The sequence below is a fragment of the Pseudomonas furukawaii genome (assembly GCF_002355475.1).
Classification (GTDB): domain Bacteria; phylum Pseudomonadota; class Gammaproteobacteria; order Pseudomonadales; family Pseudomonadaceae; genus Metapseudomonas; species Metapseudomonas furukawaii.
In genome coordinates, this window is the sequence record NZ_AP014862.1 from 704,654 (window position 1) to 717,619 (window position 12,966).

The 12,966-nt window shown below is 69.3% G+C and carries 9 protein-coding genes; 1 reads left to right on the forward strand and 8 read right to left on the reverse strand.

Annotated elements, in window-relative coordinates; all coding sequences use genetic code 11:
* Positions 1-13: 13 nt before the first annotated feature.
* From dxs to KF707C_RS03310, 4 genes are all read right to left on the reverse strand, one after another.
* Positions 14-1,909 (reverse strand): 1-deoxy-D-xylulose-5-phosphate synthase, encoded by a 1,896-nt coding sequence (gene dxs / locus KF707C_RS03295; RefSeq protein WP_004420513.1) that lies wholly within the window; start codon positions 1,907-1,909, stop codon positions 14-16.
* Between the two features lie 122 nt (positions 1,910-2,031).
* Complete coding sequence (locus KF707C_RS29565) at positions 2,032-2,688, reverse strand: winged helix-turn-helix domain-containing protein (RefSeq protein WP_004420511.1); 657 nt, start codon at positions 2,686-2,688, stop codon at positions 2,032-2,034.
* Positions 2,689-3,063: 375 nt separating this feature from the next.
* Entirely contained in the window at positions 3,064-6,333 is a 3,270-nt protein-coding gene (locus tag KF707C_RS03305) for an acetyl-CoA carboxylase family protein (protein ID WP_004420508.1), read from the reverse strand.
* Positions 6,330-8,021, reverse strand: a complete 1,692-nt coding sequence (locus KF707C_RS03310; protein WP_004420506.1) for an AMP-binding protein — start codon at positions 8,019-8,021, stop codon at positions 6,330-6,332. The genes KF707C_RS03305 and KF707C_RS03310 overlap by 4 nt, the downstream gene beginning before the upstream one ends.
* 196 nt (positions 8,022-8,217) lie before the next feature.
* Here KF707C_RS03310 and KF707C_RS03315 point away from each other — a divergent pair, with 196 nt between their 5' ends.
* Positions 8,218-9,159, forward strand: a complete 942-nt coding sequence (locus KF707C_RS03315; protein WP_004420505.1) for a LysR family transcriptional regulator — start codon at positions 8,218-8,220, stop codon at positions 9,157-9,159.
* Positions 9,160-9,230: 71 nt separating this feature from the next.
* Here the strand turns inward: KF707C_RS03315 and KF707C_RS03320 are convergent, their stop codons facing one another.
* The 4 genes from KF707C_RS03320 to KF707C_RS03335 form a co-directional block, all read right to left on the reverse strand.
* The gene (locus tag KF707C_RS03320) at positions 9,231-9,623 is read right to left on the reverse strand and encodes a cupin domain-containing protein (RefSeq protein ID WP_004420503.1); all 393 of its coding nucleotides are present in this window, start codon (positions 9,621-9,623) and stop codon (positions 9,231-9,233) included.
* A gap of 128 nt (positions 9,624-9,751) precedes the next feature.
* Complete coding sequence (locus tag KF707C_RS03325; protein WP_004420502.1) at positions 9,752-11,113, reverse strand: OprD family porin; 1,362 nt, start codon at positions 11,111-11,113, stop codon at positions 9,752-9,754.
* A gap of 48 nt (positions 11,114-11,161) precedes the next feature.
* Entirely contained in the window at positions 11,162-11,950 is a 789-nt protein-coding gene (locus KF707C_RS03330) for an inositol monophosphatase family protein (RefSeq protein ID WP_004420501.1), read from the reverse strand.
* A 15-nt stretch (positions 11,951-11,965) separates the two neighbouring features.
* The gene (locus tag KF707C_RS03335) at positions 11,966-12,958 is read right to left on the reverse strand and encodes an extracellular solute-binding protein (RefSeq protein WP_004420500.1); all 993 of its coding nucleotides are present in this window, start codon (positions 12,956-12,958) and stop codon (positions 11,966-11,968) included.
* Positions 12,959-12,966: the final 8 nt, after the last annotated feature.

The window sequence follows — 12,966 nt, forward strand, 5'->3', positions numbered from 1 at the left end:
ACCGATTGGGCCGTCAGAGCCCCAGCAGCGCCATCCGCGTGCGCACCGAAGCCTCGACACCGGCTGCGTCCAGGCCGCACTCGGCGAGCATTTCCGCCGGTTTGGCATGCTCCACGTAGTAGTCCGGAAGGCCCAGATGGAGGATCGGCTTCAGCAGGTTCTCTCGGGCGAGGAACTCGCTGACGGCGGCACCGGCGCCGCCCATCACGCTGTTCTCCTCCACGGTCACCAGGAGCTCGTGGCTGCCGGCCAGCTCGCGTACCAGGGCCTCGTCCAGGGGTTTGACGAAACGCATGTCCACCACAGTGGCATCCAGGCCATCGGCCACTTGCAGGGCCTCGGCCAACTGCACGCCGAAGACCAGCAGCGCCACCTTCGAGCCTTGGCGACGCACCACGCCCTTGCCGATCTCCACCGTCTTCAGTTCCGGGTCGATGGGGCTGTTCGGGCCGCTGCCACGCGGGTAGCGCACGGCGGCGGGGCCTTCGAAGTGGTGACCAGTGGTCAGCAGCAGGCGCAGCTCGTTCTCGTCGCTCGGGGTCATCACCAGCATGCCGGGGATGCAGCGCAGGTAGGAGAGGTCGAAGCTGCCCGCATGGGTGGGGCCGTCCTCGCCCACCAGGCCGGCGCGATCGATGGCGAAGAGCACGTCGAGGTTCTGCACCGCCACGTCGTGAATCAACTGGTCGTAGGCGCGCTGGAGGAAGGTGGAATAGATGGCCACCACCGGCTTGGCGCCGTCGCAGGCCATGCCGGCGGCGAGGGTGACCGCGTGCTGTTCGGCGATGGCCACGTCGAAATAGCGGTCCGGGAAGCGCTCGGCGAAGGCCACCAGGTCGGAGCCTTCCTTCATCGCCGGGGTGATGCCCACCAGGCGCGGGTCCTGGCCGGCCATGTCGCAGAGCCACTGGCCGAACACATTGGAGTACTTCGGCCCGGAGGGCTTTTTCGGCGTCGCCGGGGCCTTGATGGGCTCCAGCTTGGTGATGGCGTGGTAGCCAATGGGATCGGCCTCGGCCGGGGCGAAGCCCTTGCCCTTCTTGGTCACCACATGGAGGAACTGCGGGCCCTTGAGATCACGCATGTTGCGCAGGGTGGCGATCAGGGTGGGCAGGTCATGGCCGTCGATGGGGCCGATGTAGTTCCAGCCCAGTTCCTCGAAGAGGGTGCCGGGCACCAGCATGCCCTTGGCGTATTCCTCGGTGCGGCGGGCGATCTCCCAGGCGCCGGGCAGGCGCGAGAGCACCTTCTTGCTGCCTTCGCGCATGCTGGCGTAGGTGCGGCTGGAGAGGATCTTCGCCAGGTAGTTGGACAGGCCGCCCACATTGCGGGAGATCGACATGTCGTTGTCGTTGAGGATCACCAGCATGTCGGCCTGCACGTCCGAGGCGTGGTTCAGCGCCTCGAAGGCCATGCCGGCGGTCAGCGCGCCGTCACCGATCACGGCGATGGACTTGCGCTCCGAGCCCTGCATGCGGGCGGCGATCGCCATGCCCAGCGCGGCGCTGATGGAGGTGCTGGAGTGACCGACGCCGAAGGTGTCGTACTCGCTTTCCGCCCGGCGCGGGAAGGCGGCGACGCCGTCCTTCTGGCGCAGGGTGGCCATCTGCTCGCGGCGGCCGGTGAGGATCTTGTGGGGATAGGCCTGGTGGCCCACGTCCCAGACCAGCCGGTCGTCGGGCGTGTCGTAGACGTAGTGCAGGGCGATGGTCAGTTCCACCACGCCGAGGCCGGCACCGAAGTGCCCACCGGTCTTGCCGACGGTATAGAGCAGGTACTGGCGCAGTTCGTCGGCCAGGGTATCCAGCTCCGCCTCGCCTAGCCGGCGCAGCTGATCCGGCGTCGTCGCGCGGTCAAGCAGGGGCGTGACAGGGCGTTCGCGGGGAATCTCGTGGAACGTCGTGGGCATCAGGCTAATCGTTATGGGCAAAAAAAGATGGGGCAGTTTACCTGATGCGCCTTTCCATGCCCAAGACGCGTGGAGCGTCGCGCTGGGCGGCGGGTCCGGGCGCCCCGCGCCCCGGTTTCGGATCATGGATGCCGGGCCGGTCGGAGGCTGATGAAAGGCGCCTCGCGTGGCCGTTCGCTCTGGGGCAAGCCGCTGGTCCCGGCGTAGCGGTGGCCGACGGGATGATAGTCCAGGGGCTGATGGATGAAGGGCAGGGGCATCGGGCGCAGGCCGGGCGCGACCAGGCTGCTGGAAAGCAGCAGGGCCAGGGCCCATGCCCCATGCAGACTCCAGGTTCGCCGCCGTCGTGTCGCCCTGGTTCCGACGACCCCGGGGGTGGGGGCCGCCATTGGCCTGGACCGGCTCTCCGCGGGGTCCGGGATCGACGCGCGCTCCGTCCCGGGGACCAGGAACTCCGGGTTGAACAGATAGCCCCGGCTGGGCAGCGTCTGGATGATGCGGCGACGGTCCTTGTCGTGCAGCAGGCGGCGCAAGGTATGGATCTGCTGGTTGAGGCTGCCCTGGCTGACGACCCGATCGGCCCAGGCATGGCTGAGGAGTGCCTCGCGGGACACCACTTCGCCCGCAGCGTCCAGCAGGCACTCCAGCACCCGGCTGCCGGCGAAGCTCAGGTCGATCCGCTGTCGCCGTTGCTCGTCGATCAGGTCGATCCGGTACTTCGCCGGATAGAAATGGGCCAGGCAACCTGGCGTGCCGGTCTTGATGGTCAGATACGACATGGTTCCCTCCCGTCACCTTGTTGTCGTTGTCGTCGAGTGGCGCTCCCCTGGGGCTCGGGTCCCCGGGCCGGTGAGGGAGAGGATAGGGAGTTGGTGGCGGGACCTTGATGATTTGGTGTCAGCGCACAGCTTATTCAGAAGGGGGAAATTTCAACATATGCGTAGGAATCGCGTTGTTGGTCAGGTATGAAAGGGCGATTTTCGGTGAATGTCCGCCAGATAGGCGGGAAAATGCCAAGTTTCTGTAGAAAATCGTCTGTAGGACGTATCTGAAGGTATTGAGGGGCTTCGGTAAGGAAGCCCCTCGCTTTTTGAACAGACCAGCCCTGATTTCAGGACAGCGATTGCCGAATTCGGCTCTGTCGCCCGGACTGGCTACCAGGTGTCGACGAATCCGCGCGGGCGCTCCTCTCCTCGTTTCGCGTTCGTGGCCGCACTGAGCCCGCGCAGCAGCCAGCGCCGGGTTTCCTCCGGGTCGATCACGGCGTCGATCTCCAGGAAGCTGGCCATGTTGATGGCCTTTCCGTTCTGGTAGGCCTTGGCCACCATTTTCTGGAACAGCGCCTCCCGAGCCGCCAGGTCTTCTACGGCCGCCAGCTCCTTGGCGTATCCCAGGCGTACCGCACCTTCCAGCCCCATGGCGCCGAACTCGCCACTGGGCCAGGCGACGGTGAACAGTGGCGAGTGGAAGCTGCCCGCGGCCATGGCCTGGGCGCCCAGGCCGTAGCCCTTGCGCAGCACCAGGGTGAAGAAGGGCACCGAAAGCCCGGCGGCGGCCACGAACATCCGCGAGACATGGCGCACCGTGGCCTGCTTCTCCGACTCCGGGCCCACCATGAAGCCGGGGGTATCGCAGAGGGAGACCATGGGAATGCCGAAGGCATCGCACAGCTTCATGAAGCGCGCGGCCTTGTCGCCGGCCTGGGCGTCGATGGCGCCGCCCAGGTGCATGGGGTTGTTGGCCATGAGGCCGAAGGCTTTGCCGCCGATACGGACGAAGGCGGTGACCAGGCCGGGGGCGAACTCCCGACGCAGCTCCAGCATCGAGCCCTGGTCCGCCAGGGTCTCGATCAGGGCACGGATGTCGTAGACCCGCAGGCGGTTTTCGGGAATGGCGTGGCGCAGCAGGCGCTGGTCGGCGCACTCCCAGTCCGCCAGGTCGCCCTGGAAATAGGACAGGTACTGCTGGGCCACCCGGACCGCTTCCGCCTCGTCCTCCACCAGCACGTCGATGACCCCGTTGGGCGCCTGGACGCGGGTGGGCCCCACTTCCTCGGCGCTGAAACGACCCAGGCCGCCGCCTTCGATCATCGCCGGGCCGGCCATGCCGATGCTGGCGTTGCGGGTGGCGATGATGACGTCGCAGCAGCCCAGCAGGGCGGCGTTGCCGGCGAAGCAGCGGCCGGAGACGACGCCCACCAGCGGCACCTGGCCGGAGAGCCGGGCCATGGCGACGAAGGTGTGGCAGTCCAGGCCGGCCACGCCGACGAAGTCGGAATCGCCGGGCCGGCCGCCGCCGCCTTCGGCGAACAGCACCAGGGGCAGCCGCCACTGCCCGGCGAGGCCCAGCATGCGGTCGGTCTTCTTGTGGTTCATCACGCCCTGGGTGCCGGCGAACACCGTGTAGTCGTAGGCGATGGTCATGCAACGGGCGGCTTCATCGCCGAAGTGCCCGGCGTTCACCGTACCGATGCCGGCCACCAGGCCATCGGCGGGACTCTGCTGGATCAGTTCCTCCAGGGGGCGCCGCCGCCGTTGAGCGGCCAGGGCGAGGGCGCCGTACTCGATGAAGCTGCCGGGGTCGAGCAGGTCGTCGAGGTTTTCGCGGGTGGTGCGCTGGCCGGTTCTGCGGCGCTTGGCCACCGCCTGGGGGCGGCGCTCGTCGCGGGTGACGGCGTGGCGTTCCAGCACTTCGGCGAGGTCGGCGCGGATATGGGCCAGGTCCAGGCTTTCCTCGTCCCGGGGGCCCTCGTCCGTCACCTCGGCCGGCTCGATGAACAGCAGCGGTGCGCCCTCGAACAGGCTGTCGCCCGGCGCCACGGCGACGGCGCGGACGATACCGCCCTGGCTCGCCTTGACCACGAACTCCATCTTCATCGCTTCCAGTACCGCCACCGGCTGGCCGGCGGCGACGGCATCGCCGACCTGCACGTCCAGGCTGACCAGCACGCCCTGGCTGGGCGCGTTGAGGGGCACGCAACCGGCCGGGGCGTCGACCCCGCCGGCAGGCTTGTCGCCAGCCGACGCGGCACCGCTCATGTACAGGTGCGGGTGCGCCTGCTCCCGAGGCGCCAGCAACTCGCCGATGCTGCGTTCGATGAAGCGGGTGTCGACGCCCTTCATCAGTTCCGCGCGGCGCAGCAGGTTCTGCAGGAAGTGGATGTTGCTCGCCACGCCTTCCAGGCGGAACTCGCAGAGGGCGCGATAGGCCCGGCGCAGGGCGGAGGGCAGGTCGTCGCCCTGGACGATCAGCTTGGCCAGCAGCGAGTCGTAGCTGGGGCTGGTGGCGTAGCCGCCGTAGCCGTAGCCGTCGACGCGGATGCCGGGGCCGCTCGGCGGCTCGTAGGCGCTGATCAGTCCGCCGGCCGGACGGGCGCTGCCGTCGGCCTGCATGGTTTCCAGGTTGATCCGCAGCTGCACGGCGAAGCCCCGGGTGGCGACGGGCTCCAGCAGGCCCAGTTCGCACAGCCGGGCGCCCGCCGCCAGCCGCAGCTGGGCCTGGACCAGGTCGACGCCGGTGATGGCCTCGGTGATGCAGTGCTCCACCTGGATGCGCGGGTTGGCTTCCATGAACACGAAATCACCCCGCGCCTCGTCCACCAGGAACTCGAAGGTGCCGATGCCGCGGTAGCCGACGCTGGCGGCCAGGGTCAGCGCCGCTTCGAGGATGCGCTGGCGCAGGCCGGCGGGCAGCGCCGGCGCCGGGGCGATCTCGATCACCTTCTGGTGACGGCGCTGCAGGCTGCAGTCCCGTTCCCAGAGATGGTTGACGCGCTCGCCATCGCCCAGCACCTGCACCTCGATGTGCCTGGCCTGTTCGATCAGCCGTTCCACGTAGAGGTCGCCATTGCCGAAGGCGGCGCGGGCTTCCGACTGGCAGCGCTGGAAGGCTTCCTCCAGTTCGCCGGCTTCGCGCACCGCGCGCATGCCGCGCCCGCCGCCACCGGCCAGGGCCTTGAGCATGATGGGGCCCTTCGCCAGCAGGGCGCGGGCTTGCTCCAGGCTGGTGGCAGCATTGCTGCCGGCGGCCAGGGGCAGGCCGCAGCGGGCGGCCAGGTCGCGGGCGCGGGCCTTGTCGCCGAACAGGGCCAGGGTCTCCACGCTCGGCCCGACGAAGCCGATGCCCGCTTCCTCGCAGCGTTGGGCGAAGTCGGCGTTCTCGCTGAGGAAGCCGTAGCCGGGATGCACCGCGTCACAGCCTTGCTGGCGGGCGATGTCCACCAGTTGCTCGGCGTCCAGGTAGGCCGCGGCGCCTCGGCCGGAGAGGGGCACCGCGCAGTCGGCCTTGCGCGAGTGCAGGGAGCCGGCATCGTCCTCGGCGTAGACCGCCACGCTGGTGATGCCCAGTTCGGCGGCGGCGCGGGCGATGCGGATGGCGATCTCGCCACGGTTGGCGATCAGCAGTTTCGCGATGGGTCGGTTCACAGCAGCGCTTCCAGTTCGTTCTTCTTCACCTTGCCGGTGGCGGTCATCGGCAGGGCCTCCACCAGGCGGATCTCCGGCACCTTGTAGCCGGCCATGGACTCGCGGCACCAGGCGGCGAGCCCTTCGGCGCTCTCGCCGCTGCCCGGGTGCAGCACGATGAAGGCCACCGGCTGCTGGCCGCGCTCCGGGTCGGGACGGCCGATCACCGCGCTGGCCAGGATCGCCGGGTGCTGGCCGAGCAGCGCCTCCAGTTCGCTGGGGAACACGCTCATGCCGTTGACCTTGAGCATCTCCTTGCGCCGGCCGAGGTAGCGGATGAATCCCTGCGCGTCGATCACGCCGAGGTCGCCGGTACGCAGCCAGCCCTCCCGCAGGACCTCGGTGCTGGCCTCGGGGCGCCGCCAGTAGCCCTTGAACAGGGACGGCGAACGCAGGCACAGCTCGCCTTCGGTGCCCAGGGGCAGCAGTTCGCCGGTCTCGAAGTCGCAGACCTTGAACTCGGTGCCCGGCACCGGCAGGCCGACGAAGGTCGGGGCCTGGCGCAGGTCGAAGTCATCGTCCTGCAGCCCGAAGGTGAAGGTGTCGCAGGTGTGGGTTTCGGTCATCCCGAAGGCGAACTCATAGAGGTTGCAGCCGGTGCGCTCGTGCCAGCGCCGGCGGTACTCCGGGGTCAGCTTCTTGACGAAGGAGATGGCCCCGACCCGCTGCAGGGAACCCAGGTCGAATTCGTCCAGGCGCGGGTGCTCCAGCACCTCGGCGGCGCTGTCCACCAGCAGGCCGCAGTGGCTGACGCGGTAACGCTGGACGGCGCCGAGGAAAGCCAGGGCGTCCCAGCGGGCCAGCAGCACCAGGCTGCAGCCGGCGAAGACGGGGAACAGCAGGCCGGCGTTCTCTCCGGCGATCCAGAACTCCGGGAGGAAGTTCAGGGATATCGAGTCGGGCGTCAGGCCCAGGGCCACCGGGACGAAGCTGGCGCAGGTGTAGAGCATGTCGCCGTGGCTGTGGATGCAGCCCTTGGGCAGGCCCGTGGTGCCGCCGGTGTAGTTGAGCGCGGCGAAGGCGTGCAGGCAGGGCGGATGGGCGGGAGGCGTGCCCTTGGTGGCGGCCAGGGCGGAGTAGAAATCCAGGGCGTCATCAGCGACCAGCTTGGGTGCCCGCAACAGGTCCGGTACCGGCAGCTCCGGCGTGTCGGGGCAGAGTTCGCTGAGGCTGGTGGCGATGACATGACGCAAGGGGGTTTCTTCACGCACCAGGCGCACCACCGGCAACAACTGGTCGAAACACAGCAGCACCTCGGCCTCGCTGTCGTTCAACTGGTAGGCCAGCTCCAGCCCCCTGGACAGCGGGCTCACCGGTGCATAGACGGCGCCGAGCTTGAGAATGCCCCAGAAGGCGATGTGCAGCTGCGGGCAGTTGGGCATGAACACCGCCACCCGGTCTCCCGGCCCAACGCCCAGTTCCTCCAGCAGCACGGCGCAACGGTCGCTCAGCCGGTCCAGTTCGGCCCAGCTGGTGTCATGGCCGTAGAAGTGCAGCGCGGTCTTGCGTGGCTGGCGCCGGGCCCATTCCCGCAGGTACTCGGTGAGGGGGCGCTCGCCCAGGGGATACTCCGGCGAGCGGGGCAGGCCGGCGGGCCAGGACCGTTCCCGAAGCCGGGCGAGTTCGCTCAGGTAGTCGCGTTCGTTCATCTGTCTGCCTCGCGGTCGTTGTTCTTGTGGCGGGGGATGAGGTGATCCTAAGCAGCGGACCACCCCTGGGGAACTGATGCTTTTTCATTCACAACCATGAATCTGCTGCATGTCTGTCGGAGGGGCGCTAGCGTTAACGCCAGGGGCGCGGCACCGGCATCAGGTGGCGGCGGTCATTCCAGAGGTCTGCACAACCATGAATAAACAGCATGAATGGCCGAATCTCGGTCGCATTGATCTCAACCTGTTCCGGGTGTTCGACGCCATCCAGCGCGAGGGCAACCTGACCCGCGCGGCGGCGGTGCTGCACCTCAGTCAATCGGCCATCAGCCATGCCCTGGCGCGCCTCCGGGAACATCTGGGCGATCCCTTGTTCGTCCGTGACGGCCGGGGCGTCGCGCCGACGCCGGTGGCCCTGCGCCTGGTGCCGGTGGTCAGCGCCGCCCTCGGCATGCTGCAGGCGGGCGTCGAGCGCCTGCAGGACTTCGATCCGGAGCGGGATGCGCGCAGCTTCGTCCTCAACATGCCGGAGCAACTGGAACCCTTGCTGCTGCCGCGCATCCTGGCCGACCTCCGTGACCTGGGGGGGCAGGTGAGCATCCGCAGCACCAGCGTGCGCTGGGCGGCGCTCAAGCTGGAGATGGCCGCCGGCCAGGTGGACCTGGCGATGGAAGTGGCGCGGCCGGCCGATGCCGAGCTGCACCAGTGCCAGCTGTTGCGCGAGCCCCTGCTGGTGCTGGCGGGCCCCGCGTTCACCGGCGAGCTGGACGCCCGGCGCTACCTGTCGGCCCGGCATATCGCGGTGACGTCCCGTCGCCGTGGCATCTCGGTGGAGGATCTGGCCCTCGACAGCCAGGGCCTGAACCGTAACGTGGTGCAGCGCTGCCAGCACTACCTCAGCGCCGCCCAGGTGGTGGCGCAGACCGACTGGCTGCTGACCATCGCCGCGCCTTACACGCCCCTGCTGGCGCGGATCCACGGCTTGCGCGTGCTGCCGATGCCGCTGGCGTTGCCGCCGGTGACCCTGAACCTCTACTGGCACGAACAGGCGGCCAACGAGCCCGGCAACCGCTGGCTCCGGGAGCGCCTGCTGGCGCACTTCGGCGAGGACCTTGGCGACCGGGGGACACTCGCGTAACAGCGGCGCGGCAGGCGGATGGCGAGGGCGTGGGAAGCCGGTCGCCCGAGGCTGGGTGACGGCCCGGATGCTCAGGCCGAGCGGTTCAGCGCCGCCGGCTTCTCGCCCCTGGACACTTCGGTGCGCAGCGGCACCACCGCCAGTACCGCGGCCTCGACGCCCTCCAGGCGATGCCACAGGCCGCGTGGAATCACCAGCAGCGAGCCAGCGAGCACGGTTTCCCGCAGCAGGCCGATGTCCGGCAGCAGGGTGACCTCGACACGGCCTTCCAGTACCTGCAGCAGCTTGTCGCCATCGGGGTGCCGCTCCCAGGGCATCTCGCCGGAGAAGCGGCCGACATGGATGGCGCTCGGGCCGGGCTGGAACTGGGTGAGCTGGGAAAAGGCCACCGCGTGGCGTGCTTCGGGCATGGCCCTGCCGGCGGTGATGCTGTCCAGGGCCGCGTGGATGTCGATCGCCTTCATGGGAGCCTCCTGTCGTGCTGGGTGACCGGGGACGTTATCAGTGGACGGCTGTGGGACGGGGCTGGGGAGAGGGTCGGAACTGGGCGATGCGGCCCCTCGCCGGGTCGGAGGAGGGGCCGGGACGCTGCCTATAGCAACGGCAGGCTGTAGGTGAGGAACAGGCGGTTCTGGTCTGCGTCGGTGCTGGCCTGGCTGCGCAGGGAGGCATTGCGCCAGGTGATGCCCAATCCCTTCGCGGGGCCGGACTGCAGCACGTAGGCGAGGGTGAAGTCGCGCTCCCACTCCTTCAGCCGACCCCGCTCCGAACGGATCTCGCTGCCCTTCAGGTAGGCGACGCTGCTGCTGAGGCCGGGCAGGCCCCAGGGGGCGAAGTCCAGGCTGTACTGGGTCAGCCAGGTGCGCTCGCCGGCCCGGGCGAAGCTGTTCAGCTGCCGGTCGGTGATCAGGTAGAGATCACCGCCATTGCCCTGGTTGGGCTGGATGAAATTGCTCCTGCCGCTGAGTCGCTGGTACCCGCCGCTGAGGGCATGGGGACCGTGGGACCAGGTGAAGAGCGCGCTCCAGGTGCGGTTGTCCACCTCGCCCCGATGTCGCCCGCTGTCGTCGTTGCCGTCGCCGTAGTAGCCGGCCGCGGTGTAGCCCTCGGCACGACCGCTGCGGCTGGCGTTCTTGCCGAGGGCGCGGGTGTGGAAATAGCGCAGGTCGGTCTTGAGCGTGCCCAGGGGCAGGCCCTGGGCATGGTTGAGCCCCAGGAAGTGCTGGCGATAGAAGTCCTCCAGCTGACCCAGGTAGTACTGGGCCTGCAGTTGCCGGGTGAGCTGGTAGTCCAGCCCGAAGAAGTCGAAGGCGTCGCTGTGCCGGGCCGGCGCGGCGCTGACGGCGTCGCCCGCCTTGCGCGGACTGTTGGCGCCGTTGATGGACAGGTCGTCGCGGTGGCTCTGGGAGCGTCCCTTGGCCTTGCGCAGGCGGCCGGCCAGCAGGGTCAGGTCCTCGACTTCCCGCACCGTCAGCTGGGCGCCTTCGAAGGTCTGGGGCAGCAGGCGTCCGTCGTTGGCCTTGATCACCGGAAGGCGCGGGATCAGGGTGCCGAAGCGGGCTTCGCTGGCGGCGTAGCGCACCTTGGCGGTGAGCCCCAGGCTGCTGTACTCGTCCCTCGGGCTGCCGTCGTGCTCCAGGGGAAAGAGGGCGCTGGGCGTGCGCGACTGTCCGGGTTTGCCAGCGCGGCCGCCGGAGTCCAGGCGCAGCCCCAGCAGGCCGATGGCGTCCAGGCCGAAGCCGAAGGTGCCCTGGGTGAAACCGGACTGGTAGTCCAGGCGCAGGCCCTGGCCCCATTCCTCGGTCTCGCCGGAACGGCCTTCGCGGTTGTCCTGGTTGAAGTAGAAGTTGCGCAGGGCGAGGTTGGCCTGGCTGTCGTCGAGGAAGCCGGCGGCCAGGGCCGGACCGCTGCCCATGGCCAGGGCGAGCAGGATGCTGCGGGGGATCGGGTGCATGGTGTCCCTCCTGGGGATGTCGGGCCCGCTCCGGGGCCTGTCAGGGGTTCAAGCGCGGTGCAGGAGCTCCAGGGTCCTGCGGTGCAGCGCGGGGTCGCCGGCGGCCACCACGGTGTCGCCGGAGTGCAGGCCGAGGGGCGCGCCGTGCCAGTCGCTGATCACGCCGCCAGCCCCCTCGATGACGGGAACCAGGGCGCAGTAATCCACCGGGGTCATGCCCCCACTGTCCACCACCAGGTCCAGGCGGCCGCAGGCCAGGTTGGCGTAGGCACTGCAGGCGCCGCCGTAGAGGCGCCAGCGAGTGGCCCTTCGCAGGCGGGCCAAGGCGTCCAGGTGGTGGTCGGGAGGGCTTTCCGGGTTGCTGCTGGCGAGCAGTGCCTGGGCCAGTTCGGCGCAGGGGCGGGTCGTCACCGGGTGGCCGTTGAGGCGGGTGGCCTCGCCCTCGACCCCGACCCAGCGCAGGCCGCTGATGGGCAGGTCCACCACCCCGAGGATCGGTCGGCCGTCCCGGCACAGGGCGATCAGGGTGCCGAAGACGGGAAGGCCGGCGATGAAGGCCTTGGTGCCGTCGATGGGGTCCAGGACCCAGACGTACTCGGCGTCCGCCTCATGGGCCGGGAACTCCTCGCCCACCACGCCGAAGGCCGGTGTCTCGCGGACCAGGGTCTCCCGCAGTTCCAGCTCGATGCGTCGGTCCAGTTCGGTGACCGGGCTGGCGTCCGCCTTGTCGTCGAAAGGCTGGCCACCGGGCATCGCCGAGTGCCAGTGCGCCCGCAACAGGGTGCGGCTGAGGTCGGCCAGGTGCTCGGCCAGGGCTTGGTGCCGTGCGGTTGTCATCTCGCGCTCCTTGGCTCAGCGGGCCTTGTCGAGGGCCTTCCAGGCCAGGAGGAAGTCATCGCGGCCTGCGACCGCGGCCAGGTCGTCGACGGCGAAGACCTTGATGTCGTCGAGCTCCGGCAGGCCGACATGGGCGCCGACCTGGATATCGCCCCGGCTCGGCCGGCGGTAGGCCCGCTCCAGCAGCGCCACCTGGGTGTCGCGGCTCAGCAGCAGGTCGTAGAGGCGGCGACCGCCCTCCGGGTTCGGGCCGTTCTTCACCAGCACCAGGGCTTCCTCGGTGACGAAGGTGCCCTCCTGTGGATAGACGAGGCGGATCTCCTCCTGGCCCCCCGCCACGTAGGCGTAGGCGTTGCCTTCGAAGGTGAGGCCGACGGCGTACTCGCCCTGGGCCACCTGGTTGAGGACGGCGCTGGAGTTGCGCGAGACCACCAGGTTCGCCGCCAGGCGCTGGAAGTCCTCCGCGCCGAGCAGCTGCCGCAGGCCCCAGAGCACGGTGTAGGCGGTGGAGGTGGTGGCCGGGTCGCCGACGATGATCCGTCCCTTCCAGGCCGGGGCCAGCAGGTCGCGCCAGTGGCTGGGTTCGGCGAGGTCGCCGAGCTGCTTGCGGTTCACCATCATCACCACCACCTGGATATTGGCCGTGCTCCAGAGCTGGTCCGGGTGATGGTGCGCGGGCGCGATGGCGGCGGCCTGGGGCGAGCGGTAGGGCTGGTAGAGCGAGGTGAAGGCCCCCAGCGTATTGGGTTGGGAACTCCAGAACACATCGGCGCGGGCCGCCCGGCTTTCGGCCTCGATGCGCTTGAGCAGCGCCGCGCTGGAGCCGTTGACCACGCCGATCTTCAGGTCCGGCGCCAGCCGCGTCCCGCTGTCCAGCAGGGCCTGCACCGCCGAGTCGTTGTTGGTGGTGTAGAGCACCGCCTTGCCGCTGGCGGCGGCGGGCTGCATCAGGGCCAGGGCGATGGCCGCCAGCAGGGCCGGCAGCGGGTTGTTCCAGGGAAATGTCATGGCGTCGT

What these genes read in the sequence shown, in the direction of transcription:
- dxs (WP_004420513.1), bottom strand. Translation starts at nt 1,909, where the DNA reads ATGCCCACGACGTTCCACGAGATTCCCCGCGAACGCCCTGTCACGCCC.
- KF707C_RS29565 (WP_004420511.1), bottom strand. Translation starts at nt 2,688, where the DNA reads ATGTCGTATCTGACCATCAAGACCGGCACGCCAGGTTGCCTGGCCCAT.
- KF707C_RS03310 (WP_004420506.1), bottom strand. Translation starts at nt 8,021, where the DNA reads ATGAACGAACGCGACTACCTGAGCGAACTCGCCCGGCTTCGGGAACGG.
- KF707C_RS03315 (WP_004420505.1), top strand. Translation starts at nt 8,218, where the DNA reads ATGAATAAACAGCATGAATGGCCGAATCTCGGTCGCATTGATCTCAAC.
- KF707C_RS03320 (WP_004420503.1), bottom strand. Translation starts at nt 9,623, where the DNA reads ATGAAGGCGATCGACATCCACGCGGCCCTGGACAGCATCACCGCCGGC.
- KF707C_RS03325 (WP_004420502.1), bottom strand. Translation starts at nt 11,113, where the DNA reads ATGCACCCGATCCCCCGCAGCATCCTGCTCGCCCTGGCCATGGGCAGC.
- KF707C_RS03330 (WP_004420501.1), bottom strand. Translation starts at nt 11,950, where the DNA reads ATGACAACCGCACGGCACCAAGCCCTGGCCGAGCACCTGGCCGACCTC.
- KF707C_RS03335 (WP_004420500.1), bottom strand. Translation starts at nt 12,958, where the DNA reads ATGACATTTCCCTGGAACAACCCGCTGCCGGCCCTGCTGGCGGCCATC.